At 58.5% G+C, this 24,482-nt stretch carries 26 protein-coding genes; 6 read left to right on the forward strand and 20 right to left on the reverse strand.

Going from position 1 to position 24,482, the window contains the following annotated elements:
• Position 1: 1 nt before the first annotated feature.
• From LOH54_RS11670 to LOH54_RS11685, 4 genes are read right to left on the reverse strand one after another with little or no spacing between them, the layout of a single operon-like run.
• A complete protein-coding gene (locus LOH54_RS11670; protein ID WP_231019261.1) occupies positions 2 to 547 on the reverse strand; it encodes a nucleotidyltransferase family protein in 546 nt (181 codons plus the stop codon).
• Complete coding sequence (locus tag LOH54_RS11675; protein ID WP_231019262.1) at positions 544 to 1,350, reverse strand: FAD binding domain-containing protein; 807 nt, start codon at positions 1,348 to 1,350, stop codon at positions 544 to 546. The genes LOH54_RS11670 and LOH54_RS11675 overlap by 4 nt, the downstream gene beginning before the upstream one ends.
• Positions 1,347 to 1,790, reverse strand: a complete 444-nt coding sequence (locus LOH54_RS11680) for a (2Fe-2S)-binding protein (protein WP_231019263.1) — start codon at positions 1,788 to 1,790, stop codon at positions 1,347 to 1,349. Before LOH54_RS11680 ends, LOH54_RS11675 begins: the two co-directional genes overlap by 4 nt.
• Positions 1,781 to 3,916, reverse strand: coding sequence for a xanthine dehydrogenase family protein molybdopterin-binding subunit (locus tag LOH54_RS11685; RefSeq protein WP_231019264.1), 2,136 nt, complete (start codon positions 3,914 to 3,916; stop codon positions 1,781 to 1,783). The genes LOH54_RS11680 and LOH54_RS11685 overlap by 10 nt, the downstream gene beginning before the upstream one ends.
• 147 nt (positions 3,917 to 4,063) lie before the next feature.
• Here LOH54_RS11685 and LOH54_RS11690 point away from each other — a divergent pair, with 147 nt between their 5' ends.
• The 3 genes from LOH54_RS11690 (at position 4,064) to hisIE (ending at position 6,824) form a co-directional block, all read left to right on the forward strand.
• Complete coding sequence (locus LOH54_RS11690) at positions 4,064 to 4,981, forward strand: branched-chain amino acid transaminase (RefSeq protein WP_231019265.1); 918 nt, start codon at positions 4,064 to 4,066, stop codon at positions 4,979 to 4,981.
• 13 nt (positions 4,982 to 4,994) lie between these two features.
• Positions 4,995 to 6,065, forward strand: coding sequence for a prohibitin family protein (locus tag LOH54_RS11695; RefSeq protein ID WP_231019266.1), 1,071 nt, complete (start codon positions 4,995 to 4,997; stop codon positions 6,063 to 6,065).
• Between the two features lie 78 nt (positions 6,066 to 6,143).
• On the forward strand, positions 6,144 to 6,824 hold the full coding sequence (hisIE, locus tag LOH54_RS11700; RefSeq protein ID WP_231019267.1) for a bifunctional phosphoribosyl-AMP cyclohydrolase/phosphoribosyl-ATP diphosphatase HisIE: 681 nt from the start codon (positions 6,144 to 6,146) through the stop codon (positions 6,822 to 6,824).
• 203 nt (positions 6,825 to 7,027) lie between these two features.
• Here hisIE and mnmL read toward each other — a convergent pair whose 3' ends face one another.
• The 7 genes from mnmL to LOH54_RS11735 form a co-directional block, all read right to left on the reverse strand.
• Entirely contained in the window at positions 7,028 to 7,993 is a 966-nt protein-coding gene (gene mnmL / locus LOH54_RS11705) for a tRNA modification radical SAM protein MnmL/YtqA (protein ID WP_231019268.1), read from the reverse strand.
• Positions 7,994 to 8,001: 8 nt separating this feature from the next.
• On the reverse strand, positions 8,002 to 9,354 hold the full coding sequence (purF, locus tag LOH54_RS11710) for an amidophosphoribosyltransferase (protein WP_231019269.1): 1,353 nt from the start codon (positions 9,352 to 9,354) through the stop codon (positions 8,002 to 8,004).
• Between the two features lie 13 nt (positions 9,355 to 9,367).
• Positions 9,368 to 10,135, reverse strand: coding sequence for a 4-hydroxy-tetrahydrodipicolinate reductase (gene dapB / locus LOH54_RS11715; RefSeq protein ID WP_231019270.1), 768 nt, complete (start codon positions 10,133 to 10,135; stop codon positions 9,368 to 9,370).
• A gap of 9 nt (positions 10,136 to 10,144) precedes the next feature.
• Entirely contained in the window at positions 10,145 to 11,089 is a 945-nt protein-coding gene (locus LOH54_RS11720) for an NAD(P)/FAD-dependent oxidoreductase (protein WP_231019272.1), read from the reverse strand.
• A 126-nt stretch (positions 11,090 to 11,215) separates the two neighbouring features.
• Positions 11,216 to 11,533, reverse strand: coding sequence for a thioredoxin (gene trxA, locus LOH54_RS11725; protein WP_231019273.1), 318 nt, complete (start codon positions 11,531 to 11,533; stop codon positions 11,216 to 11,218).
• Positions 11,534 to 11,689: 156 nt separating this feature from the next.
• Positions 11,690 to 12,019 (reverse strand): YraN family protein, encoded by a 330-nt coding sequence (locus LOH54_RS11730; RefSeq protein ID WP_231019274.1) that lies wholly within the window; start codon positions 12,017 to 12,019, stop codon positions 11,690 to 11,692.
• Positions 12,016 to 14,088: a molybdopterin oxidoreductase family protein gene (locus tag LOH54_RS11735; protein WP_231019275.1), complete on the reverse strand. Its 2,073-nt coding sequence runs from the start codon at positions 14,086 to 14,088 to the stop codon at positions 12,016 to 12,018. Before LOH54_RS11735 ends, LOH54_RS11730 begins: the two co-directional genes overlap by 4 nt.
• 148 nt (positions 14,089 to 14,236) lie before the next feature.
• Between LOH54_RS11735 and LOH54_RS11740 the strand changes: the two genes are divergently transcribed.
• Positions 14,237 to 14,950 carry a hypothetical protein gene (locus tag LOH54_RS11740; RefSeq protein WP_231019276.1) on the forward strand — a complete coding sequence of 238 codons (714 nt, stop codon included), beginning with the start codon at positions 14,237 to 14,239 and terminating at the stop codon, positions 14,948 to 14,950.
• Positions 14,951 to 15,015: 65 nt separating this feature from the next.
• Here LOH54_RS11740 and LOH54_RS11745 read toward each other — a convergent pair whose 3' ends face one another.
• From LOH54_RS11745 to rpmE, 7 genes are all read right to left on the reverse strand, one after another.
• Complete coding sequence (locus LOH54_RS11745) at positions 15,016 to 16,278, reverse strand: homoserine dehydrogenase (protein ID WP_231019277.1); 1,263 nt, start codon at positions 16,276 to 16,278, stop codon at positions 15,016 to 15,018.
• Positions 16,271 to 17,494 carry an LL-diaminopimelate aminotransferase gene (locus tag LOH54_RS11750; protein WP_231019278.1) on the reverse strand — a complete coding sequence of 408 codons (1,224 nt, stop codon included), beginning with the start codon at positions 17,492 to 17,494 and terminating at the stop codon, positions 16,271 to 16,273. Before LOH54_RS11750 ends, LOH54_RS11745 begins: the two co-directional genes overlap by 8 nt.
• 22 nt (positions 17,495 to 17,516) lie before the next feature.
• Positions 17,517 to 18,329: a hypothetical protein gene (locus tag LOH54_RS11755; RefSeq protein WP_231019279.1), complete on the reverse strand. Its 813-nt coding sequence runs from the start codon at positions 18,327 to 18,329 to the stop codon at positions 17,517 to 17,519.
• Entirely contained in the window at positions 18,323 to 19,186 is an 864-nt protein-coding gene (locus LOH54_RS11760; RefSeq protein WP_231019280.1) for a hypothetical protein, read from the reverse strand. The genes LOH54_RS11755 and LOH54_RS11760 overlap by 7 nt, the downstream gene beginning before the upstream one ends.
• On the reverse strand, positions 19,183 to 19,866 hold the full coding sequence (locus tag LOH54_RS11765) for a TrmH family RNA methyltransferase (RefSeq protein ID WP_231019281.1): 684 nt from the start codon (positions 19,864 to 19,866) through the stop codon (positions 19,183 to 19,185). Before LOH54_RS11765 ends, LOH54_RS11760 begins: the two co-directional genes overlap by 4 nt.
• 74 nt (positions 19,867 to 19,940) lie before the next feature.
• Positions 19,941 to 20,759: a 16S rRNA (cytidine(1402)-2'-O)-methyltransferase gene (gene rsmI, locus LOH54_RS11770; RefSeq protein WP_231019283.1), complete on the reverse strand. Its 819-nt coding sequence runs from the start codon at positions 20,757 to 20,759 to the stop codon at positions 19,941 to 19,943.
• A gap of 138 nt (positions 20,760 to 20,897) precedes the next feature.
• Positions 20,898 to 21,098, reverse strand: coding sequence for a 50S ribosomal protein L31 (gene rpmE / locus LOH54_RS11775; protein WP_231019284.1), 201 nt, complete (start codon positions 21,096 to 21,098; stop codon positions 20,898 to 20,900).
• Between the two features lie 218 nt (positions 21,099 to 21,316).
• On the opposite strand from rpmE, the gene LOH54_RS11780 reads away from it, so the two are divergent.
• The gene (locus LOH54_RS11780) at positions 21,317 to 22,111 is read left to right on the forward strand and encodes a hypothetical protein (protein WP_231019285.1); all 795 of its coding nucleotides are present in this window, start codon (positions 21,317 to 21,319) and stop codon (positions 22,109 to 22,111) included.
• Between the two features lie 11 nt (positions 22,112 to 22,122).
• On the opposite strand, the gene LOH54_RS11785 is transcribed toward LOH54_RS11780, so the two are convergent.
• Together LOH54_RS11785 and LOH54_RS11790 are read right to left on the reverse strand one after the other, a co-directional pair.
• The gene (locus tag LOH54_RS11785; protein WP_231019286.1) at positions 22,123 to 22,794 is read right to left on the reverse strand and encodes a 16S rRNA (uracil(1498)-N(3))-methyltransferase; all 672 of its coding nucleotides are present in this window, start codon (positions 22,792 to 22,794) and stop codon (positions 22,123 to 22,125) included.
• Positions 22,791 to 23,201, reverse strand: a complete 411-nt coding sequence (locus tag LOH54_RS11790; protein WP_231019287.1) for a hypothetical protein — start codon at positions 23,199 to 23,201, stop codon at positions 22,791 to 22,793. Before LOH54_RS11790 ends, LOH54_RS11785 begins: the two co-directional genes overlap by 4 nt.
• A gap of 53 nt (positions 23,202 to 23,254) precedes the next feature.
• Between LOH54_RS11790 and LOH54_RS11795 the strand changes: the two genes are divergently transcribed.
• The gene (locus LOH54_RS11795) at positions 23,255 to 24,481 is read left to right on the forward strand and encodes a molybdopterin molybdotransferase MoeA (protein ID WP_231019288.1); all 1,227 of its coding nucleotides are present in this window, start codon (positions 23,255 to 23,257) and stop codon (positions 24,479 to 24,481) included.
• The last annotated feature ends 1 nt before the right edge of the window (position 24,482 follow it).

Below are 24,482 nucleotides of genomic sequence, written 5' to 3' on the forward strand. Positions count from 1 at the left end.
CTCAGCCGAAGAAGTGTCTGAGCTCTTCGTCCGTATTGGCGTTGAGGGCCACCTTCGGATCGTCGACGGCAACGGCCTCTGCAATGCCGGTGGACTCGATCCATGCATCAAGGCGTCCCGCGTCCGAAGTGAGCAGATCATTTTTCATAACGGCGCTGATGCGCTGCGGCGGGGCGCGGTGTCCCTCGAAAAAAGCCGTCGCCACTGGGCTTTCGCTGCGGGATAGCGCTTCGAAAACGCGTTTGTCCGGCACGGGGCGGTCCACCTGGCAGAAGTAGAGCTCCGGGGCATCGAGCGTCTCGAACGCCCTCTTGACCGAGGAGAACATCCCCTCCCCATACGCTTCGTTGCAGATCACCTTCACCCCATCGGGAAGGACGGCGCTGATCCGCTCATAGGCATATCCCAGAACGACGGCGACATCGTAGCCGTAGCTTTGCAGCTGCCGGATCTGCCGGTTGATCAGGTACTCCTCCTCCACCCTGTACAGTGATTTCAGATCAGAGGTGCGGGAGGATCTCCCGGCGGCGAGCAGGACGACCGTCATCTCTCCTCCGGCTGCGAAAGGGCTTCTTTGATCATGTTGAACGCCACCCGGAGCCGGTACGCTTTCGTCGAACGGTGCCCGCCGGAGGGGTCCGTATCGCTCTCGAGGGCTTCTTTGATCGCCGCGTCGTCGTACACACCCCCATCCAGCAAGGCTTCGAGGGTCCGAAAGCGGACCGGGTTGGGCCCCAGCGACGCCCCGCTGATACGGAAACCGCCGTGGCCCTGCGTCAGGGCGATACTCACTTTCGCGATGTTGAGCCGCTCTCTCATCCCCGCCTTTCGGTAGTACCACTCTCCCGTCTGCAGCGGAACGGTGACGGCGGTAATAAGCTCATGGTCGAGTTTCGTGCATTTGTAGCCGCAGTAGAACGCTTCAAGCGGCACGCTCCGCTCCCCCTCCTGCGACGCCAGCGTCACCGTGGCCTCCAGCGCCACCAGCGCAGCCGTCAGGTCCGCGGCGGGTGAGGCGTTGGCAATATTGCCGCCGACGGTGGCGAGGTTGCGGATCTGGTGCGAGCCGAAGGTTTCGGCACAGGCCGCCAGCAGCGGCAGGGATGCCCGGACCACATCGCTACGGAGCAGTTCGTTGAGCGTCACAAGCGCGCCGATCCGCATATGGCCGTCTTCCACGCTGACGCCTTTCAGCTCCTCCAGGGCGTGGATGTCGATGAGGGTGGCGGTGGCAGCGGCATGCCGCAGCTGCAGCGCCGCATCTGTGCTGCCGCAGAGCAGCAGTGCCTCCGGATACCGCGCCAACAGTGCCGTCGCCTCGCCGAGATTTGTCGCACGCAGATAGTTCATGACTTCACCTTTACGATGGCCTCGACGATCTTCCGGTAGCCTGTACAGCGGCAGAGATTGCCGTCCAGGGCCGCCTTGATCGCCTCTTCACTGCGTTCACCGCCGTGACTGAGGTAGTCGTAGGCGCGCAGGACGAAGCCCGGCGTGCAGAAGCCGCACTGTACGGCACCGTGTTCGGCAAAGCTTTCGCGGATCGCTGCCGTCTCCTCCTGCAACCCCTCCAGCGTCACAACCTCCGCGTCCTGTATCTGCGGGGCAAGCAGTAGGCAGGCATTGACGAGTCTGCCGTTGACGAAGAGGCTGCAGGCGCCGCACTCCCCTTCACCGCAGCCCGCCTTGACCGACGTCATTCCCGCCTCGCGCACCAGGTCGAGCACCCGGCTCTCCGGGGCACAGTCAAACCGGTGAACTTTGCCGTTGATCGTACACGTTATCTGCATGCTTCCTCCACCGTTTCCGGGGTGATCGGCAAAGCGTCAAAAGCGTTTCCGAGGGCATGCCCAAGCGCGTTGGCGACGGCGGCGGCCGGACCGTCCATCGGCAGCTCCCCAAGCCCCAGCGAGGGACCTTCCAAACCAAGGAAACGCACGGAAATTTTCGGCAGGTCGGGGGCCATCGGCAGCGTATAATCACTGAAACGGGGACTTCGTACGCGCCCCGTTTCATACACCAGGCGCTCGAAAAGGGCATACCCGATCCCCTGGGCCACACCCCCTTCGACCTGCCCCTCCGCCATCATGGGATTGACAACCTGACCGACGTCGTTGTAGGCGTCAAAACGGACGACCCGGACGCGGTAGTCGACGGGATCAACTTCCACTTCGGCGATGTAGCATCCCAGCCCGTATGCCTCATAGCCGTTACCGTAAAAGAGATCTTCGTCCCAGAGGATGCCGGCGGGCTGTTCATAGGAGGCTCCGAACTGCAGCGGACCGCCGCGCTGCCGGTAGTGCGCAACCGCCTCCCGGTACGCGTCGGGGCTATCGTAATCGCCGAGCGCCCTTTTCAGCTGCCCCGCAGCCTCTGCAAGCAGACGACCGACGATCATCACGGTCCGCGAAGCGACTGTCGGTCCGCTGTCAGCGACCTCGGCGGTATTCGGGGTACGGCAGGAGACCATCCCGACGGGCAGTTCCAGGACATCGGCGACGATCTGCGGCAGCGCCGTCAGCGTCCCCTGCCCCATCTCCACGCTCCCGACGCGGATCTCGACACTGTCGTCCGCTTCCAGGGCGATCGAGACGCTGGAGGCCAGCATGCTTTCTCCCACGCCCGTATAGCCCGCACCGTGCATGAACAGGGCCATTCCGACCCCTCTGTGCGGTGGCGGGGCATTGTAAAGGGCGTCAAATCCGCTTTCACGGCAGGCAGTGTCGAAGAGCGCCCGCAGCCGGGCATGTTCGGCGATCGGCACCCCCGAAACGTTGAGCGAACCCGCACCGGGAAGGTTGCGTTCGCGCACAACTGCCGGCGAGAGGCCGAGCGTGCGGGCGATGTCGTCCATATGGCGTTCAATCCCGAAAATGACCTGCGGGGCACCGAAACCTCGGAATGCCCCGTTGGGCGGAGTATTCGTCGCCACGGCGCGGGCGTCGACCCTAATGTAGCCGCAGTCGTAGAAACCGGCCGCATGCAGAACGCAGCGCGCGAGGACGACGGGGGAGAGCGTCACATACGCCCCGCCGTCAATTGTGATATCCACCTCCAGCGCATGGAGTTTCCCCGTCTCGTCGAAACGGCTTCTGTAGTGCAGCTGCGCGGGGTGGCGCTTGGTCGTGTAGGCGATATCCTCTTCGCGCTCATAGACGATCTTGACATCCTGCCCCGCCTTCTTGCAAAGCAGGTAGGCATAGCCCGCGATCAGGGAGGGGTAATCCTCCTTGCCACCGAATCCCCCGCCCGTCGGCGCCTGCTCCACCTCGATCTTTTCGCCGGCAAGTCCCTCCAGCGCCGCCTCGACAAAGAAGGGGCACTGCATCGAGCCGATGATCTTGACGCGCCCGCCGTTGTAGCGCGCCAGCATACTCTGCGGTTCCAGGTAGGCCTGCTCCTGGTGCGGGGTCGTGTAGGTCTTCTCCAGGCTGAACAGCCCCCTCCCCTCCGGAAGGCTACCTTTGAGCGTATGGATGGCTTTGAAGACATTATCCTCGCCGTAGAGCCGCTGTTTGAGTGCCAGGGACTCCTCCATGCTCAGCACCGGCGCCTGCGCGTCGTAGTCAATCGTAATGTGGGCCGCCGCCTCGCGGAGCCGCCGTTTTGAACGGTGCGCCAGCAGGAGGATCGGCTCCCCGATATGCCGGACCCTCGCCTCTGCGAGGAAGGGCTGGTCGTCAGTGAGGACGACATTGGCGTTGCGACCCTCGATGTCTCTGTAGTCGACGATGACGATATCGGAAAAGTCGAAAGCGGGGTCAAAGGTGATCGCACGGATCTTTCCGTAGGCGATCTCGGAGCGGACAACCGCCCCGTACAATCCGTCAAAAGGCAGATCATCCGTATAGCGCAGCGTCCCGTCCGCTTTTGACGCGGCATCGACACGAACGACACTCTCGCCTACGACTCCCATCGCGTCCTCCTCGCACGAACGGCTCCCTCCGGAGCCACCTTAAACCATTATGCCCAAACATTCGCGAAAGCCCCATTAACGCAGCCTTAAACACCACTTGGATAAAATATCCGACTTTCGTAGAATTACCGATAATTTGGAGAACCAATGAACGAAGCCAAGTACATTTGGATGAACGGCGAATTCCTCCCCTGGCAGGAATCAAAAGTCCACGTACTGTCACATACGCTGCACTACGGCAACGGCGTTATCGAAGGGACCAAGGCGTACAAAACCGACAAGGGGTACGCCATCTTCCGTCTCAACGACCATACCGAGCGTCTGATCCAGTCGGGCAAGATGGTCCTGCTCAACATCCCCTACAGCGTCGAGGAGCTCAACAATGCGCAGATCGAACTGATCCGCAAAAACGACTTTACCGGCGACAACGTCTACCTGCGCCCCTTCGCCTTCCTGGGTTACGGCGTCATGGGCCTCTACCACAAGGATGCCCCGGTCGAGACGGCCGTCGCCGCATGGGAGTGGGGCGCCTACCTCGGCGAAGAGGGAATGCGCAAAGGGATCCGTCTCAAGATCTCCTCGTTCACCCGCCCGGCCAACACCTCCAACATGGGCAAAGCCAAGGCGGTCGCGAACTACCTGAACTCGCAGATGGCCAAGTTCGAAGCGGTCGAATGCGGCTACGACGAAGCCCTGCTCCTTGACGACCAGGGGTACGTCGCCGAAGCGAGCGGCGCGGGCTTCTTCATGGTCCGCGACGGCAAGCTTATCTCGCCGCCTAATGACAACTCCCTCGAATCGATCACCCAGAAGACGATCATCGAGCTGGCCCAGGATATGGGTTACGAGGTTGTTCGCCGCCGCGTTACCCGCGAAGAGGCCTACATCGCCGATGAAGCCTTCCTGACCGGTACGGCCGCGGAGATCACCCCGGTCCGCGAAATCGATGCCCGCATCCTCGGCAACGGCGCCCGCGGTCCGATCACGGAAAAACTGCAAAGCGCCTATTTCGATGTCGTCTTCGGACGCAACCCGAACTACACGCACTACCTGACCTACGTCTAAAAGGAAAGCAAGCATGGCAACAGACATGAACGACTACTTCAACAAGAAAAAAAGCAGCTCCGGCGGCAGCGGCGGCGGCGGTTTCACCCCACCCAAGCCCCCCAAGATGGAGTTCAACATGGGCAAAGGCAAATCGGCACTGCTCCTTCTCGGCGTCGTCATCGTTGTCTTCCTGCTGCTCGCCAAACCCTTCGTCATCATTACCGAAGGGGAGCGCGGTATTCTCGCGACCAACGGAAAGTATGAACCCAATGCCCTCCTGCCGGGCCTGCACTTCATCATCCCCGTGATCCAGAAGGTCTACCTCGTCGACACGAAGGTCAGAATCATCAACTACGCCAGCCGCATCGAGCGTGCCGGGGCCGAAGGCGAAGGCCTTGAAGTCCGTCCGGCGATCACCGTCCTGGATAAACGCGGTCTGCCCGTCTCCATCGAACTGACGGTCCAGTACCGCCTCAATGCGCAGTACGCGGCACAGACCATCTCCAATTGGGGCTTCAGCTGGGAAGAGAAGATCATCAACCCCGTCGTGCGCGACATCGTCCGCAACGTCGTCGGCCAGTACGAGGCGGAATCCCTGCCGACGAACCGCAATACCATCGCGAACCAGATCGAACAGGGCATCCGCCAGAGTATCGAGGGGCAGGAGAACTCCCCGGCCATCTTCCAGTCGGTCCAGCTGCGTGAAATCGTCCTGCCGCAGAAGGTCAAGGACCAGATCGAAAGCGTTCAGATCGCCAAGCAGCAGGTCCAAAAAGCCGAGCAGGAGGTCCAGCGCGCGAAGCAGGAGGCCCTGAAACGTGCCGCGGAAGCCCAGGGTAAAGCGAATGCGATCAAGATCGAAGCCGAGGGTAAAGCGAATGCGATCAAGATCGAGGCCGACGCAACCGCACAGGCCAACCGGGCCATCAGTGCATCGCTCACCGACAAACTCCTCCAGATGGAGCAGATCAAGGTCCAGGGACAGTTCAACGACGCCCTGCGCGAGAACAAAGACGCGAAGATCTTCCTGACACCGGGCGGCTCCACGCCGAATATCTGGGTTGATATGAAAGATCCGCAGAAACAGAGCGCGATCCGCTAAGCGCTTCCCTCCCCCCGGAGGGTTGAATCAAGCCGGAGCACCTCCGTTTTGATTCAATCCTTTTTTCCTGGAAAAAACATGCAAGAAATTCTCAATCGGGTCGACTGGCAAAAACAGGAACTGCTTCCCGTTATCGTGCAGGACGTCCATACGAACGAAGTCCTGATGATGGCCTACATGAACCGCGAAGCCCTCCAGCTCTCCCTGGAGACGAAACTCGCCCACTACTACTCCCGCTCAAAGCAGCGGCTGTGGAAAAAGGGCGAAAGCAGCGGCCACCTGCAGCACATCAAGCAGTTCCTCATCGACTGCGACGACGACACCCTGCTGCTCAAGGTCGAACAGGAGGGCGTTGCCTGCCACACCGGCCGCAAATCCTGTTTCTTCTCCGAGCTCGACAGCGGCAGCGAGACCATGGCAGTCGAAGTCGATATGACCGCGGCCTACGGCGTCATCGACACCCTCTACCACACGATCCTCGAGCGCAAGAACGCCGACCCGGAAACCTCCTGGACGGCCAAGCTGCTGAGCAAAGGGGAAAACACGATCCTCAAAAAGGTCGTCGAAGAGGCCGGGGAGTTCAGTTTCGCCGTCAAAGATAACGACGAGGAAGAGATCGTCTACGAAGCGGCAGACCTCACCTACCACGTCCTCGTCGCCCTGGGCTACAAGAACATCTCCCCCGACCGCATCAAGCAGGAGCTCGCCCGCCGCTTCGGCATAAGCGGCATCGCGGAAAAGGCCTCACGCCCATCCTAGCCAAATGGCTATCCTTATCTAAAGTAGATACTGCAAAAATCTATGCCAGTATCTACTTCTTCTATCAAGTCTTGAATGATAATTAGCGTATCGAGAGGATTACCGGGGAATGGAATGCCCCGAAAGCGGCAGCCTTTCGCACTTTCTTCTTTCGGGTTCGGTTTCTTCTTTGTGCGAACAAAGAAGAAAGGGAACAAAAAAACTCAGTACTTCAGCCCGATCTGTTTCAAAGCCGCATTGATATGCCGCACCTGCGTATTCCGGTCCCGGCACCACGCCGGCGCGATGAGGGTATCGTTATCGATCCCGGCGGTAATACGCTGCACGGAGACATTCGCAGGCTTCATCTCGATCGCCTTGAGCAGCGTATCGAGGTACTCCTCCTCCGTAATCGGCGTAAACTCGCCCCGGGCATACTCGTTGGCCAGCGCCGTTCGCGTCACGACATAGAGGGGGTGGTACTTCACCGAGTCGATCCCCCACTCGTACGCCCTCATAGCCGTCTCAAGCATCATTGCCTGCGTTTCGCCCGGCAGGCCGAAGATGAGGTGGCCGCAGACATGCAGGCCCGCCGCCTTGCTCTTCTTAATCCAGTGCTCGACATTGGCGCTGTCGTGGCCGCGGTTGATCCGCTCGAGGGTCTCGTCGTAGACGGACTGGATACCGTACTCGACCCAGATCTCTTTCGTTTTGGCCAGCTCTGCGAGGTAGTCGAGGGTCTCGTCGGTGATGCTGTCCGAGCGCGTCCCGATACTGAGCCCCACGACGTCATCAAAGGAGAGCGCCTTGTCGTAGAGCGCCTTGAGCGTCGCGAAGGGGGCGTAGGTGTTCGTAAAGGACTGGAAATAGACGAGGAACTTCGTTGCCCCGTATTCGCGGCGCAGTCTCGCCGAAAGGACGTCGAACTGCTTTTCAAGCTGCTCGAGCTGCTTGGGGAGGTAGGGGTTCTCTTTGCTCTGCAGGTTCAGGTGGAAACCCTTGAGCGGCTGTACCTTGTCAAGACTCGGGCTGAAGGAGTCGTTCTCGCAGAAGGTACAGCCGCCCCGGGCGACGGTGCCGTCGATATTGGGGCAGGTGAAGCCGGAGATGGAGATGGAGACCTTGAAGACCTTCTCCCCGAATTTCTCCTGGAGATAGGTCCCGAAAGTGTAGATCTGCTTCGGCTGCAAATGTGTCCCTAGACGATGTACTCGCCGGTAAAGCAGGCGGTACAGTATTCGCTGCCCTCGGCCCGCACCGAACGCATCAGCGCCTCGGTACTGAGGAACGCCAGAGAGTCCGCCTCGATGTAGTGGCAGATTTCCTCGATGCTCATATTTGCCGCGATCAGCTTCTCTTTGTTCGGCGTATCAACGCCGTAGAAACAGGGGTCCGTCGTCGGCGGGCTGGAGATGCGCATATGCACCTCGGCCGCACCCGCCTCTTTGAGCATACGCACGATGCGGCGGCTCGTCGTCCCGCGAACGATGGAGTCGTCGATGACGATGAGGCGTTTGCCCTCGATCAGTTCGCGGATCGGGGAGAGCTTCATCTTGACCTTGAGATCGCGCATCTCCTGCGTCGGCTCGATGAAGGTACGGCCGATGTAGTGGTTGCGCATGATCCCCATCTCGTAGGGGATCCCGCTCTCCTGCGAATAGCCGATGGCCGCCGGCACGCCGCCGTCGGGGACGGGCACGACCATATCCGCCTCGATCGGCTGCTCTTTGGCCAGCTGCACACCCATGTTCTTGCGCTTCTGGTAGACGTTTTTGCCGAAGACCTCGGAGTCGGGACGGGCGAAGTAGACGTACTCAAAGATACAGTGCTTCGGGGTTCCGTCAAAGATTTTGAGCGACTGCGGTGCCTTCCCTTTTTCAAAGATGAGCATTTCGCCCGGTTCGACGTCACGGATATAGGTCGCGCCTATCAGATCAAAAGCACAGGTCTCGGACGCGACGACGTAACCGTCGCCGATACGTCCCAGAGCCAGCGGACGGAAGCCGAAACGGTCGCGCACCGCGAACATCTTGGTACGGCTCAGAAAGACGAGCGAGAACGCCCCCTCGATCTGTTTGACGGCATCGATGATGCGGTCTTTGAGTTTGCTCTGCGTACTTCTGGCGATCAGGTGGATCAGGTTCTCCGTATCCATGGAGCTCTGGAAGATCGCCCCCTCTTTAATGAGCTTGTTGCGGACCTCCTGGGCATTGGTCAGGTTACCGTTGTGGACGATGGAGATCTGTCCCAGGTCGTAATTGGCATGGACCGGCTGGGCATCGAGGATGGAGTCGTCCCCCGCCGTAGAATAGCGGGTATGGCCGATGGCCATATGCCCTTTGAGCGTCGCCAGTTTCTGCTCGTCAAAGACCTGGGTAACGAGCCCGCGGTCTTTGATGGTGTGCAGACGTTCCCCGTCTCCGGAACTGATGCCCGCCGCCTCCTGGCCGCGGTGCTGCAGCGAATGCAGGGAGAAATAGGCGAGCTTGGAGGCTTCGACATGGTTGAAGATGCCGACGACGGCACATTTTTCATTCAATGATTGACGCATATGACTCCTTTTATTATAGTCCGAGGCAGTCGGCGATGGAATAGAGGCCGCTGGGTTGCGTATGCAGCCACTTCGCCGCACGGATGGCACCCTTGGAGAAGGTGTTGCGGCTGGTGGCAGTGTGATTCAGTTCGATGAACTCGCCGTCGTTATAGAAACCGACGGTATGGCGTCCGACGATGTCGCCGCCGCGCAGCGCCATGACGGCGATCTCGTCACCGGTGCGTTCGCCGATATTGCCGTTGCGGCCGCTGACGCGGACCTTGTCAAGGTCGAGGTCGCGGCCCGCTGCCGCCGATTCGGCCAGGGTCAGCGCGGTACCGCTCGGAGCGTCTTTCTTGTGGCGGTGGTGCATCTCGACAATCTCGATGTCGAACCCCTCCAGTGTCTTGGAAGCGAGGTTGACAAGCTTGTTCAGCAGCGCCACGCCCAGGGACATGTTCGTCGCGTACAGCACCGGCGCCACGCCGCTGAGCTCTTTGAGCAGGTTGAGCTGGTGCACATTCAGCCCCGTGGTCCCGCTCACCAGGGGTTTGGGGGTTTTCAGCAGGGTTTCGAGCAGCGGTTGGGCCGCTTCGGGCAGGGAGAAATCGATTATGATGTCCGACGCTGCGACAAAGGCCTCCACGTCATTGGTCACCAGTGTCCCCTCCGGCAGGGAGGCCTCCAGGCTGTTGCGGACATAGACCGCGGAGAGCCTCAGCGTCTCCTCCGGGCCCAGATCCTCGATCAGCAGTTTGCCTACACGGCCGGTCGCCCCGTAAATTCCGACGTTTACCATTCTCATCCTCTAAGCGTTTTGTTTTTCATCAACGTACGTGATCACCTGAAGCGCTGCCGTTGCACCGTCGCCTGCGGCACAGACAACCTGTTTCGGTGCCTCGATGCGCAGGTCGCCCGCGGCGAAAACGCCCGGCGTACTGGTACGCATACTGAGGTCCACGATCACCTGTCCCCAGTCGTTGACATCGCAGAGCCAGCTGCCGTCTTCCTGTTTCAGCACGGCGTTGTTGACGTTATGGCCGACGAAAACGAAGACCCCGGGGATCTCCAGGTCGCGGGTCGACCCATCCCGGAAAGCGACCCGCAGCCCGGTCACGCCCATCGCGTCACCGTAGACCTCGTCGGGTACGGCATCCAGCACCTGCTCGATATTGGCGGTGTTGTTGATACGTTCAATCGTACTCGGTGCGGCCCGGAAACGGTCCCGGCGGTGTACCAGGTAGACTTTGGAGCAGATCTTGGAGAGATAGAGCGCCTCTTCGAGCGCCGTGTCTCCGCCACCGATGACGGCGACCTCTTGGCCTTTGTAGAAGAAACCGTCGCAGGTGGCGCAGGTGCTGACGCCGCGGCCGAAGAGAAGATCCTCGCCTTTGAAGCCGGCACGCTTCGGCGTCGAACCGGTACAGACGATGACGCTGAGCGCTTCATCGACCTTGCCGTCTTCGCGGGTAATGCGGAAAGTCCCCTCTTCCGTACGTGAAACGTTTGTTACTGCAACCATCTCATGCTTGAGCCCGAAACGCATGCACTGCTCCGGCCAGGGCATCATCAGGTCCATACCGGAGATCTCGCCGGTGACCCCTGGATAGTTCTCAATCTCGCTGCTGCCCGTGATCTGGCCCCCGGGCATGCCCTGTTCATACATCACGACGTTTTTCAAGCCGCCGCGCGTCGCATAAAGCCCCGCCGTCAGTCCGGCCGGACCGCCTCCGATAATGGCACAATCGAGCATGGAAAACCCTTTATTCCCTTACGGTAATTAATGGAGAAATAATATCGCTAACATACTAAAGATGGACTTTGACACAGAAGCAGTGAGAAGTTTAAAGTTGGGGTGCAGGCGAGCGCCTGCAAAGTATTAGAGGTGTGCGTTGATTTTCTCTTCGAACGCCTGCTTGGAAGCGGCACCGATCATCTGATCAACGACTTCGCCGTTCTTGAAGATCATGACCGTCGGGATGGAGCGGATACCGAATTTTACGGCGATGTCCTGCTCTTCATCCGTGTTCACTTTCGCGATCGTGGCTTTGCCTTCGTAATCTTCAGCCAGCTCTTCGATCACCGGCGCGATCATACGGCACGGTCCACACCACGGCGCCCAGAAGTCAACCAGTGTAACACCCTCTTTTACAGTTTCCTCAAATGTAGCAGCCGTCAGTTCAACATATTTTCCCATTTTGAATTCCTTTCGTGAATATCGTGTCTTCATTATACCTGCAAAATTTATAAAGTAAACTTCGCATGATAATTTTTATTAAGAAGCTTTGTCTCCGATATTTTTTAAATCGGAGAAATATTATCCTATTTAAAATAAGTGCATTCTGAAACATCTCTACAAGGTGATATTTTCAAGCAATTCGCACTCCCCGCCGCTGACAATCACGGCGTCAAGCACGTAGTCGAGCTCCAGGCGGTGCTTTTTCATATAGCTTTCCGCCGTCATCAGGATCTTGCGTATTTTCGCCGGTGTGACGTTATTTGCCGCCTGTTCAAAGGTCGGGGAACTTTTCACCTCGATGATGTGCAGCACCTCATCCCGCATCGCCAGGATATCAATCTCGCCGAAGCAGCTGCTGACGTTCCTGTCGATAATGCTGAACCCCCGTGCGCGCAGGAAATCGACGGCCTGCTGTTCGGCGACGTCCCCTGCAGCCCGGCTCATACCGCTTCGGCCCGGACCTTGATCGATTTGAACGCCGCCGTCAGGATCAGTTCGTCCCGCTTGTCCCCGAAAAGCGCATTGATGCGCGAACCCGCATGGTGGAAAGTTGCAAAGAGCGTGCCAGGCTGTACCTTGTCGGTAATCTTGATCCGCAGCGGGGCCGAGGAGCCGTATTCGGTATGCAGGACCGCCTTTTCCGTCGGGAAGGCCGCCGCATCCGTTTCGCTCACCAGCAGAATATCTTCGTCATAACGCTTGTTCAGGCGCTCGGAAGCCTTCGTCTGGGCGGCGTTGTTGTAATGGGCCAACGTACGACCCGTCGTCAGATAGTAGCCGTCTTCAACCCGTTTTTTCGCGATGAGCTCGGGGACCATGCCGCGGGGCGCGTACTGGTGGTAGTGGAACTGCCCCAGACCGTCGGGCGTCCGGAAGTCGAGCAGGTGCAGTACCGGGGTATCTTCGGTGTAGACCGGCCACTGGAGCCCCCGCTTTCGGTGGCGCTCTAGGCGCATGTAGGAGGCGCCGCTAAAGCGGCGGTGGGCGACTTCTCGAACCTCGTCCCACACCTCGGAACTCTCTTTGTAATCGTAGCTGCCGCCCATCTTGTTATCGAGCATCTGGATCACTTCCCAGTCATCAGGCAGGTCCGATTGCACCAGCGGCTGGGAGAGGTGCAGACGGCGCATCGCGTTGACGTAGACCCCTGTCTTCTCGTAGGCGGACTTGACCCCGACGACGATATCGGCGCGGTTGGCGACGTCGTTCATCATGATCTCCTGGACCATCAGCAGCTCCAGCTGCTCGAACGCCCTGTCGATCTTGTTGAGGTTGGGGTGGATATGGGTGATATCCTCGCCCATGTTGAGCACCGCCTTGATCTTGCCCTCGAGCATCGCGTCGACGAGCTGCGGCGTCATGAGCCCCTCTTCCTTGGGCTTCTGGTAATCGGGGTCGTAGTAGGGCAGACACCCCATGTCACAGGCGCCCTGGACGTTGTTCTGGCCGCGCAGCGGCATCAGCCCCGCCCCGGTCTGGCCGATGTTCCCCGTCAACAGCGCGAGGTGGGTGATCGCCATGACCGCGTAAGAGCCGTCGAGGTGTTCGGTAATCCCCAGCCCCCAGAAGATCATCGACTTCTTCACCGCGTATTCGCGGGCGATGTTCGGGATCAGCTTGGCGAGGTGCTCGAAACCGCTGACCTGCTTGAAATAGTCCGGGTCCGTATAGGGGTCACCCAGAATCTTCTCTTTGTACTCCTCGAACCACTTCGTGCGTGTTTCGATGAAGTCTCTGTTGTAGAGCTCCTCTTCGATAATGACCCGGGCCATCATATTGAGAATGAGCAGGTTCGCCTCGTGGGGGATAATCGCCTTGTGCTTGGCGAACTTCATCAGTTTGATATCGCGCACGTCGATGACGGCGAGGTTGTGGTGCTTCTGCGCCGCCTCGACGATGCGGTTGGCGACGATGGGGTGCGCCTCGGTCGTATTTGAACCGATGACGACCATGAACTCCGTTTCATAGATGTCGTTATAGGGGTTCGTCGCCGCCCCCTCGCCGATCGTCGTACGCATCCCTTTGAGGCTGGGGCTGTGGCAGACGCGGGCACAGTTGTCGACATGGGGGGAGTTCATCGTATGGCGGGTGAACTTCTGGAAAAGGTAGGCGCTCTCGCAACTGGTACGCGCCCCGCCGATCGCGCAGAAGCTCTTTTCGCCGTGTTTCGACTGGATCTCGCGCAGCTTCATCGCCGCCGCACTCACTGCGGTATCGACGTCGCACTCGAACCAGGTCTCGTCGAAATCGCGCAGTTTTCCGCCGAACGCCTCGGCAATCGCCGGGTTCTTTGCCAGGAAGCTTTTGCGGATCCGCGGGGTGCGGAGACGGTTGGCGTCACTGACGAAGTCAAAACCGTATTTGCCTTTGATGCAGAGCTTGCCCTGCGAAACATAGCCGTCCGCCGAGGCGCCGATCTTGACGATCTGGTTGTCCTCGACATGCCCTTCGATGTCACAGCCGACGCCGCAGTAGGTACAGACGCTGTCGATCACTTTGACCGAATTGCCCATGTTCAATCCTGGTAAGCACACGTCGCGGACGTGCACCTGAAATTTTTAAAAAAGTCTAGCGGTTGGGGGCTTAATCTGCTGTACCCTGACCTCATATGACATATTGTTTCAACATAGTATAATAAATCCAAAAAGAGAGATACATTAGATGAATAGCACTCTGCAGGAACGTCAAAAACTTCTGGAGATGGGGGCCTTCGCCTACGCCGTCGGTATCGCCAGCCTCGCCGTGATCCATCTCCCCCTGATACGCTACGGCGCACTGCCGCTTCTCGCCATTTCACTGCTGGGGATCGGGTACGCCATGCTCTTCGTCGCACGGCAGTCAAGCTCTCAGGCAACGCTCTTCCAGGGTATCGCCCTGGTCGCGCTGGTCGCCCTCAGCGGTATCCTCTACACCTTCGGAGCCGAATTCGCCCAATACAAGACGCTGAAATTGCATCACGCCCTGACCGAGGCGGACAAGGCGTCCCATATCAAAACAGTCTGGATGCTTGTCACACTGCACACCGCCGGCGCCCTGCTCTTCGTCGCGGCGCTCTGGGCGCGTACCCGTTCATTCACGCGGACGCTCATCCCGCTCTTCGCCATCGCCTGGCTGAGCCTCCCCGTCGTCTACCTGCTGATCCAGCTCTTTGAGCGCCTTCTGCCCCTGATGGAGAAGAGCAGTACCCTCTTCCTCTTTCTCGCCTGGCTCGCCCTCACCGCCGGCGTCGGTTACGGCAGCTACCTGATGACGGGCGGCAAAAAGCTCTATACCGGGCTGCTGGCGCTGCTGACCTTCGTACTGCCGCCCGTCGGCGCAGTCGCCTTTGTACTTTTTCTATTCGTTCGGGGACTGATGCTGCTTAAAGAGTCGTAAAGCGTACAAAGAGTGACAAGGGGCCGCTTCGTGTTGAAAGCGGCTGAAAAGCAGATGGTAAAGGTTTAAACGATCCGGATCATGACCGGCTTCGCCATGACGAAGGAGAGCCCTTCGATCTGGGAGAGGACCTCTTTCATATTGCCTTCGACCGCACTGTGCGTGGAGAAGAGCAGGTTCGCATAGCCGCCGGAAGCGGGACGCTGCAGCATCGTCTCGATGGAGATCTCAAACTCGCCGAAGAGCTGGGTGATCTTGGCCAGGACACCCGGACGGTCCTCGACACGGATGCGCAGGTAGTACTTGGTCTCGATCTCGTCGCTCGGGCGCAGTCTCAGCCCATGTTCCAGCGGGGTGTTGTAGCCGAGCATCGGCGAACGTTTCCCCCCGGCCCGGGCGATGTCGATGATATTGGCGACAACGGCGCTCGCCGTCGCGTCTCCGCCGGCACCCGGTCCGTAATAGAGGGTTTCACCGACGCGGTCGCCGATAACGCTGACACCGTTCATTACGCCGTCGATCTTCGCGATCATCTGCTCTTTGCTGATCAGGGCCGCATGCACCCGCAGTTCGACGGCGTCGCCGTCGCGCTTGGCGATGCCCAGCAGTTTGACCGCGTATCCGAACTCCTTGGCAAAGGCGATGTCCTCCTGGGTGACGGACTCGATCCCCTCGATCAGGATATCCTCGGGTTTGACATCGATCCCGTAGGCAATGGAGGCGAGGATCAGCAGTTTGTGCGCCGCATCGAAGCCGCCGATGTCGAAGGTCGGGTCCGCCTCGGCATAGCCGAGCTCCTGGGACTCTTTAAGGATGGCGTCGAAGGCGATACCCTCATCCGTCATTTTCGTGAGCATGTAGTTGCAGGTGCCGTTCATAATCCCCTTGATGCTCTCGATGTGGTTGGCCGAAAGGCCATCGCGCAGGGCGTTGATGATGGGGATACCGCCGGCAACGCTCGCTTCGTACTCGAAGGCAAGATCCCCGGCCAGCTCCTGGAGCTCATAGCGGTGGTACGCCAACAGGGCCTTGTTCGCCGTAACGACCGCCTTGCCGTTCTCCAGCGCCTTTTTGACGACATCAAAGGGGCCTTCGACGCCCCCCATCAGTTCCACGACGATATCGATCTCCGGATCGTTCACGACCTCATAGGGGTCACTGGTGAGGGCGATATCGATCCCGCGCTCTTTGTTCAGGGTTCGGACGACACCGGTCTTGACGACCACTTCCGTCCCGGCCCGCGCCGTGATCATTTCCTTGTTGTCTTCGAGGATCTGAACCACCGCGGTGCCGACGGTCCCGACACCGATCACGCCGACTTTAAGCATCGGCGTTTTCCTCGAACTGCTTCAGGAACTGTTTGATGTTCTTCGCCGCCTGGCGGATACGCTTGTCGTTCTCGATCAGGGCGATACGGACATACCCTTCGCCGTATTCGCCGAAGCCGATGCCCGGGGCGACCGCGACCTGTGCCTCGACCAGGAGACGCTTGGCGAACTCGAGCGAGCCCAGGTGCGCCGCGCAGTCAGGGATCTTCGCCCAGACGAACATGGAGGCGCGGTTGCGGCGGATCGGCCAGCCGGCACGGGTAAAGGCGTCGATCAGGACGTCCTGGCGCACATCGTACTTGCGGACGATCTCGTCCACGCAGCTCTGATCACCGTTGAGCGCCACGGTCGCGGCGACCTGGATCGGGGTGAACATCCCGTAATCCAGCCAGCTTTTGATCTTCTGCAGTGCGCCGATGAGCTTCTTGTTCCCGACAAAGAAACCGACGCGCCATCCGGCCATGTTGTAGCTCTTTGAGAGCGTGAACGATTCGACGGCGACGTCCTTGGCCCCTTCGACGCTCATAATCGAGGGCGTCTGATAGCCGTCGAAAGTGATGTCACCGTAAGCGATGTCGGAGATGACGTAGAAACGCTCCCGCTTCGCCATCGCGACGATGCGCTCGTAGAACGCCGGTGTCACCGTTGCCGTCGAGGGGTTGTGCGGGAAGTTGACAACCACGTATTTCGGTTTCGGGAAGGCATCTTTGAAGGCCGTCTCGAGGTGTTCGAAGAAGGCATCTTCGTCCACGTTGTAATCTTCGTCGAAGATCAGCGGCATCTTCTGCACGCTGCCGCCGGCAAGGATGAAGGCGTAGGAGTGGATCGGATAGGTCGGGTCCGGGACGACGGCGACGTCGCCGGGATTGGTGATGGCATAGGCCAGGTGGGCGTACCCCTCTTTGGAGCCCATCGTTGCGACCGCTTCGGTTTCCGGGTCGAGCTCGACGTCGTAGCGGCGCTTGTACCAGTCGCAGATCGCCAGGCGGAGTTTATAGATCCCTTTGGACTGGGAATAGCCCTGGGTTTTCGTCTTCATGACTGATTCGACCATCTTGTCGCGGATATGTTCCGGGGTGTCGCCGTCAGGATTGCCCATACTGAAATCGATGACATCCGCCCCGGCACGGCGTTCGGCCATTTTCAGGTCGTTCACTTCAGCAAAAACGTACTTCGGGAGACGGCGGATGCGGTCAAACTGGATTTCGTCAAACATTGTTTTTTTATCCTAAATGCGACTATTGCGCTTTCACACTCAGGCCTGCATTCATGTTCTTCCGGCTGTAAAGATCCGCAATCTTCACGTAGGCGCAGCCGCGGGGAAGGTTGATGGTGATCTGCCGGGTTCGCTTGTCCCTTTTGTAGAGCTTGAGCAGGCGCAAATCGTCGTCGTAAAATGCAATGTAAGGATACCAGTTATTTCCTGACAGGCTCCAAAGGGTGAGGCTGCCCGCTTTGGAAACATCCAGCCAGCGCGGGTAGACCAGCCGCTTCATCCGGATCTTCTTTCCCACCTCCAGCGGTGTCAGTTCCAAATGCGCGGCACTCATATCGATAAAATAGCGCCACTGCGTATCACTGTTGCGCTCGATATCGAGGATGCCGCACCCTCTGCGCGACAGCGCCTGCTGCAGGGCGGTCGGATCGGTAGCGTATTCGGACTGCATCTTGATACGCCAGCTGTAGCCGGCGTTGGACAGCATCGCCGAATCCGTCAGGTAGTGGGTATACCCCATGCCCCGGAGCGTCTCATTCATCAGCATCATAAAGAACTGCGGGCTTCCGTTCGTTTCAAAGGTCAGCTCCAGCGTTTTGGGCCGCTTGTAAAAGAGCGAAAGCAGACCGTTCTCCTTGAGGGTCTCCACGACTTTGACGACATCAATCCGGTCCCCCTGCACAAAGCGGCTGCGGTCGGCGAAGATGATCTTGACAAAAGCCTCGTTCCGACTGTACGTCTGCTCTCCGATCAGTGAGCTCACCTTCTCAAGCAGCGGTGTCTGCGCCCACGCCGACAGGGCAATGCCCAGCAGAAAAACGATCTTTTTTACCACACCTGTCCCTTGTTGCGCGCTCTGAATTCCGTTTCGTCAAGCTCACGGCATACACCCTCGTTATACTCCAGCAGGACCCGCTCACTTTGCTTAAAGTGCAGCTCTTTCCCTCCGCAGTCGAGGGAAAAATATCCGTGGCCCGTCACGATCAGCCACGCTTTCGTTCCGTCAAGCCGAACGGGCTCTTCGGTCGTATAAACGCTCCGCTTATGGGTTTTCGCGTCAATGACGCCGAGCCATATCGATGTACTTATAGGTCGAAGAATCACGTCTTCATAGACGCTGTTCTCAACCGGGACAGCCTCCGCCGCAGCCACTGAAGCGTTCTCCTCCGCAACGGTGGCATTCGGCTCGGCCGCGATGTTCTGGTGCGCTTCCTGGATCGCATCGGCTTCGGCGAGTGTACTCGGCGCCGTTGTCGTATTCATGGCGGCCATGGTCGCCCGCGCCTGATCAATCGCCGTATTGTTCAGTTCGAACTTTTCCGTTTTCCCGCCGGTGCCGAGAACAAGATAGGTCACGATGATCACGGCCAGCAGTGCCGCAACCAGTGCTGCGACCGTCAGACGCTGGCGTTTTTTGGACTTGGCCACATTGGCGAAAGGGTCCTCCTCGGATGCCGCCAAAGGCTCCAATGGGGCGGGGCCGGAGGCGGCGAACTGCTGCCGCCACTCGGTCAGGTCAACATCAAACTCCCGTTCGATGATTGTGACAAACCCGTTAAACTGAATGGCTGAAAAGGCGTCGAAATCCCCCGCCAACAGCTTTTGCATATTGTCGGTCGAAATGTGGGTCCGCATGCTGAGATCGGCGATACCGATCTGTTTTAGCGTTTCGATCACCGATACCGTATTCATGCCGTACGCATCCTCTCCATTAAAATTGCACCCGCTGCGCTGACGTTGAGCGAATCGAACCCGTGCGCCATGGCGATGCGCACCCCCTGGTCCAGCCGGCGGACGGCCCGGGCCGGGATACCTTCGCCCTCGTTGCCAAGCAGGAGCGCCCTTTTGCCCTCAAAGGCAAGGGTGCGCACGTCTTCGCCCTCCATAACGGCGCCGTAAAGACGGTGCCCTCTGTTCTTGAGTTCGGTCAAAGCGTCATACAGGTTCGTGGTCACATTAAAGGGGAGGTCGAAAAGCGCACCGGTCGAACTGCGCACGACCGGTTCCAGGGCGAGGGATTTGATCCCGGTGACGACGAGACCGTCCGCACCGAGGGCATAGGCACTGCGGGCGATGGCACCGATGTTGCCGACATCGGTGATGCCGCAGAGCACGACGACGAACTCCTTCGCCGCCAGGGTGGCTAGCGGTGTCGGCTCCAGCGCGGCCGTTTCCGCCAGGAAGCCCTGATGGTTGCCGCTGCGGCTCATCTTCTGCGCCGCATCCGGGGGGATGCGCTTCACCGCAAACCCCATACGCATCAGACGGTTATACTCTTTCGCCTCCAACTCTTTGGCGAGGTAAAGCGTCTCGATCTTCTCGGGGTGCCGGGAGATCAGATAGTAAACCGGTTGCTTTCCATATATCAACATGCTTGGATTGTAACCAATTTTCTGTTAGAAATGGATTGTTATCTGCGCAGAAATTAGCTTCGAGAAAGTGTGTGTTATTTACCGGTATCCAGTAACCTTTGATAACAGCTTTTGGGAGTTTCACCCGTCAGTTTCGCGATCAGCTTCGCCGCTGCTTTCTTCGGAAGGTCAAGTGCAAGAATCTCTTTTTCCGTAAAGGTCGCATCGCGTAGTTCCCCCGCCTCGATCACGACGACCCACTCCCCTTTGTAATTACCGCCAAGGGTTTCGAGGAGTTCCGCCGCCGTGCCGTGCAGGTAACGCTGATGCATTTTCGTCAACTCTTTGGCGGCAAAAATCCGACGCGATGGTTCAGTGTCTGCGATTTCGTTCAAAAGCTTTTCCAAACGGTGCGGGGATTCGTACAGGACCGTCGTATAGCCGTTGTAGAGCGCCCGCGTGAGCGCCCCGGACCTGTCGCTGCCTTTGTGGGGGAGAAAGCCGAAAAAGAGCATCTGCGTTTCGGCAAAACCGCTGGCGGCGAATGCCGTCAAGACCGCATTGGCCCCCGGGAGCACATCATAGGCGATGCCGTGGTCGATGCAGTAGCGCACCAGCATCTGCCCCGGGTCACTCACCCCCGGCATCCCCGCATCGCTGGCATAAACAACGTTCTGTTCAAAAAACGACGGGTCGGTTTTCTCAAGAAAACGGTGCTCACTGTGGGAGTGGACGGATAGGAACGACTGTTCTTTTCCTGCCGCTTTGCCGTAACGCTCTTTGAGCAGGTGCAGCAGCTTCTTCGTGACACGGGTATCTTCGCAGAGCAGGACGTCCGCATTGACCAGCGCATCCATCGCACGCAGTGAAATGTCGGCAATATTTCCGATCGGGGTGGGAACAAGGGTAAGCATATTCAAGGACCTTTATCAGGTAAACAAAAGAGGGAAAAGCGCCAGGGGCGCGCGCCCGAAGGAAGTGCCCCTCGGGGTACGGGGCCTGCTGTGCCAGCGGACCCGCTGACGTTGCAAGGCGTTGACGCCCGCAACGTTTTATTTCATATTGTAGCGCTGCTTGAACTTCTCGATACGTCCGGCAGTGTCTACCTGGCGCTCGGAACCGGTGAAGAACGGGTGGCACTCGTTACAGATGTCGATACGCATCGCATCTTTCGTGCTTTTTGTCTCAAATGTGTTGCCGCAGGCGCAAGTGACCGTGCAAGCCATGTATTCCGGGTGAATCCCTTTTTTCATCTTTAAGCCTTTTGATACACGCTCTGTACGTATATCGGTATATTTTTTAAATCCGTACGGGTGCGGATTTTAAGACCGCAATTATACCGAATAAAGCCGGACGCTTCAAGTCCCGGTCAAATCGCGCTCCTTTACAATTGTAAAATATGTAGTTTTTGGTTAAAAAATAGTTTTATAAGGTATTATTGTGATAAAGATCATTCCATAGAGGTAACCACGTGAAATTTGTCGCCTTTACATTGATGTTCCTCCTCTCCGTTATCCTGACAGGATGTTTTACCAAACCCGTCCCGCGTGAGAAACTCGTGAAGCAGACGCGTCTTGCCGTTATCCCCCTTTTCGAGGAAACGCTTGTGTCCGAGTATTTCGGGGTAACGGTTTTCGAGAACACCTCCTTTGAATATGACATTTCATCCTGGGACCTCTATGACCTCGTCTATAAAAATGTCACAAAGAAAATCGACCTTTACTCTCCGATGACCGTTGTTGACCTGCATCTCTCCAAGGGCAAACTATTGGACATGGCAAAGCGCAAATCGATCGTTGCCGAAAAAGGGTACTTCATCAACGCAGATATGCTCATGGAGAAGATTCAAAACACCCTGTTGAAAAAGAAGATTGATTACGTGCTAATCATCAAAGGCTGGATGAACCCAAATTTCAGAGTCAGACAGATTCTACGATTTAAAGAGAATGATCTGTTCCTGCTCGACGGGCTTAACTTCGGGCTCTATGACACCAAAACACTGGAAGCGGTCAGGATCACCGATAACAATCAGGACCCCGATGCCATTTCAGGCTGTGTCAAATATTCGGAGGTCGCTTCTTCACCCTTGTGGAAAGACAAAAATCTTCCGCTGAGCTCCGGTGAACTCGGGCAGGTTCAAACGATATTGCAGGACTTTTTAACACAACTGATTCCGGTCATGCTGAGCAAAATGCATCTGCTTCAGGGGAGCGGATACAAGGAGCTTCCGCAAAAGTACAACTATATGGGGGCCTGTTACATCTAGGGATTCCCCCCTTAAAGCAGGACCTTGGCCGCCACGGCGATGGCGGCGCTCTCGGAGCGGAGGATGAGCGGCGTATCGAAACGAAGCGTTCGGCATGACGCCAGCAGGGCCCGTTCCGCCTCGCTGAAGCCCCCTTCGCAGCCGATCAGCACCGTATCGATGCCCGCCGTATCCCCCAGCTTCTCTTCGGTGAAATCCATGACGACAGTCTGGGGGTTCGCCGCCATGAAACTTTCGAGCGAATCCGCCGTCTCCAACGCCATCCACTCGCTGCGTCCGCACTGCTGCATGGAGGCCTCAAGAATGCGGTTGAAGCGCTCGAAATCGGGCCGGAACTGCCGCTGGCTGCGGTCGCAGGCAATGAAGGAAATCTTCCCTACCCCCATCTCGTTGAGCTGCGGCAACACCTTCTCGACGGATTTCGGGTCGATAATGCACCATCCGATATGCAGCGGGCGCGCCGCCGCAATCACGCGGGATTCTTCCGAGACCAGCAGCAGCTCCGCCCGCCGGCCGTCGCTGTGTTCGAGACGGTAGGTGTACAGTATCCCGCTCTTTTCGGGGTGGCGCAGGGCGACGCTGTCGCCGACGCCGTGGCGTCTGACTTTTACAATGTATTTGTAGGCCTCCCCCTTGAGGGTGAGCTGCCTCGCCCCCGCCTCGTCGTGGAAGAGGAATCTCACAGAAGGGACATCCAGAGCGTCATCAGCATCGTCAGGACGAACTCCGCCCCCAGCAGCTTCAGGGCGAATGGGCGGTAGAGTAAGAGCGCCTCGGGCAGTTTCGTCCGCAGCCGCCGGACGGTTTTGTAACGGCGTGCTTCGAGCACGATCAGCACGACGGTGATCATGATCATTGCGATATTCTCAAGGCTGAACGAGAGGTGCTTTGCCGCCATCATGACGACACCGGTGAACGCCATCGCCGCGATCGCCATCACCGAAAAAGGCATGACGATCCGTGCACGCCGGACGTAATCGGGGGCCTGCACCGCGAACTGGAGCATGGCGGCGTTGAAGACGATTATGCCGAGCCACACCAGGACAAAGCCGAAATGCAGCTGCAGACTCATGCTGTACATTGTTTCCATAATCCGGATTTTACCCCACTTTATCTATAATCGAACCAAAAAAGAGTCTATCCATGCCCGTTACCGTCGAAGAAGCCCTCGCGCGCATTCACGCTCACCGCCCGAAGCTGCGCCGCGAATTCATTCCCATCGAGGAGGCCATCGGTCGGGTGCTGGCCCAGGACATCACGGCCCGCTACAACCTTCCCCCCTTCGACAACTCCGCGATGGACGGGTACGCCGTCATCTGCTCCGATGCGGGCAAACGTGTGCTCGCCGAGCATACGATCTTTGCGGGAGACCGGGAGCAGATCCGTATCGCGGAGGGTCAGGCCGCACGGATTATGACCGGGGCGCGTATCCCTGAAGGGACCGAGTGCATCGTCCCCATCGAGGAGGTCACCGTGGAAGGTGACCATGTCGCCCTCCCCTCTCCTTTGAGAGCGGGCCAGCACATCCGGCTCTGCGGCGAGGATATCCAGACCGACGACACGCTGCTGACATCGGGCGATACCCTCTCGGCCTACCACATTACCCTGCTTGCGTCCCAGGGGATCACCCACGTCTGCGTCTACCACCGTCCGAGGGTCGCCATTTTCGCCTCGGGGAGCGAACTGAAGATGCACCACGAGCAGGTCGCCCCCTACCAGCTCTACAACACCAACTCCCCGACCTTTGCGGCCCGGGCGGCGGAGCTGGAGTGCGACGTCCATTTCGTCGGGACGGCGGCCGATACGCTCGACGCCCTGCTCGAACATATCGACAGTGCTTTGCAGAGCGACCTCATCATTACCAGCGGCGGCGTCAGTGTCGGGGACGCGGACTACACCAAGGAGGCTTTTGCCCACTTCAGCTTCACGCCGCTTTTTGAAAAGGTCGACCTCAAGCCGGGGAAACCGACGACGGTCGGTACCATCGGCGACACGCTGGTGCTCAACCTGCCGGGCAACCCGATGGCGGCCGCCCTCTGTTTTGAACTGTTCGGACAGGCCCTGATTGCCTCGCTCAGCGGGACAAACACCCCCTTCCACAACAGCATCACGGCCAGGATGAAACACGCCTACAACGTCCGCCCGGGCCGCCGGACGCTGCTGCCGGGCTATTATGACGGAAACCACTTCACCGTCTGCGAGAAGTTCGCGCCGGGGATGATCACGCCGCTGGCCCTCTCGAACGGCTTTATCATGCTTGACGAAGCCTGCAGTGCCGTCGCCCAAGAGGCCGAGGTACGCTTTATCCCGACACGCTTCGTCTGGCGGAGCGGCAGCGCCGTTTCCCTGGTGAGTGCACCGGAGGCGTAAT

Origin of the sequence: Sulfurimonas sp. HSL-3221 (genome assembly GCF_021044585.1) — a bacterium.
In the GTDB taxonomy this organism is placed as follows: Bacteria; Campylobacterota; Campylobacteria; order Campylobacterales; family Sulfurimonadaceae; genus Thiomicrolovo; species Thiomicrolovo sulfuroxydans.

Coding starts and splice junctions, on each gene's coding strand:
- rsmI (WP_231019283.1), bottom strand. CDS start 20,759: ATGCTTACCCTTGTTCCCACCCCGATCGGAAATATTGCCGACATTTCA.
- dapB (WP_231019270.1), bottom strand. CDS start 10,135: ATGGTAAACGTCGGAATTTACGGGGCGACCGGCCGTGTAGGCAAACTG.
- LOH54_RS11735 (WP_231019275.1), bottom strand. CDS start 14,088: ATGGGCAATTCGGTCAAAGTGATCGACAGCGTCTGTACCTACTGCGGC.
- LOH54_RS11765 (WP_231019281.1), bottom strand. CDS start 19,866: ATGTTGATATATGGAAAGCAACCGGTTTACTATCTGATCTCCCGGCAC.
- purF (WP_231019269.1), bottom strand. CDS start 9,354: ATGCGTCAATCATTGAATGAAAAATGTGCCGTCGTCGGCATCTTCAAC.
- LOH54_RS11680 (WP_231019263.1), bottom strand. CDS start 1,790: ATGCAGATAACGTGTACGATCAACGGCAAAGTTCACCGGTTTGACTGT.
- LOH54_RS11695 (WP_231019266.1), top strand. CDS start 4,995: ATGGCAACAGACATGAACGACTACTTCAACAAGAAAAAAAGCAGCTCC.
- rpmE (WP_231019284.1), bottom strand. CDS start 21,098: ATGAAAAAAGGGATTCACCCGGAATACATGGCTTGCACGGTCACTTGC.
- LOH54_RS11745 (WP_231019277.1), bottom strand. CDS start 16,278: ATGCTTAAAGTCGGCGTGATCGGTGTCGGGACCGTCGGCACCGCGGTG.
- LOH54_RS11795 (WP_231019288.1), top strand. CDS start 23,255: ATGCCCGTTACCGTCGAAGAAGCCCTCGCGCGCATTCACGCTCACCGC.
- LOH54_RS11750 (WP_231019278.1), bottom strand. CDS start 17,494: ATGTTTGACGAAATCCAGTTTGACCGCATCCGCCGTCTCCCGAAGTAC.
- hisIE (WP_231019267.1), top strand. CDS start 6,144: ATGCAAGAAATTCTCAATCGGGTCGACTGGCAAAAACAGGAACTGCTT.
- LOH54_RS11675 (WP_231019262.1), bottom strand. CDS start 1,350: ATGAACTATCTGCGTGCGACAAATCTCGGCGAGGCGACGGCACTGTTG.
- trxA (WP_231019273.1), bottom strand. CDS start 11,533: ATGGGAAAATATGTTGAACTGACGGCTGCTACATTTGAGGAAACTGTA.
- LOH54_RS11690 (WP_231019265.1), top strand. CDS start 4,064: ATGAACGAAGCCAAGTACATTTGGATGAACGGCGAATTCCTCCCCTGG.
- LOH54_RS11790 (WP_231019287.1), bottom strand. CDS start 23,201: ATGGAAACAATGTACAGCATGAGTCTGCAGCTGCATTTCGGCTTTGTC.
- LOH54_RS11720 (WP_231019272.1), bottom strand. CDS start 11,089: ATGCTCGATTGTGCCATTATCGGAGGCGGTCCGGCCGGACTGACGGCG.
- LOH54_RS11760 (WP_231019280.1), bottom strand. CDS start 19,186: ATGAATACGGTATCGGTGATCGAAACGCTAAAACAGATCGGTATCGCC.
- LOH54_RS11670 (WP_231019261.1), bottom strand. CDS start 547: ATGACGGTCGTCCTGCTCGCCGCCGGGAGATCCTCCCGCACCTCTGAT.
- LOH54_RS11730 (WP_231019274.1), bottom strand. CDS start 12,019: ATGAGCCGGGCTGCAGGGGACGTCGCCGAACAGCAGGCCGTCGATTTC.
- LOH54_RS11740 (WP_231019276.1), top strand. CDS start 14,237: ATGAATAGCACTCTGCAGGAACGTCAAAAACTTCTGGAGATGGGGGCC.
- LOH54_RS11685 (WP_231019264.1), bottom strand. CDS start 3,916: ATGGGAGTCGTAGGCGAGAGTGTCGTTCGTGTCGATGCCGCGTCAAAA.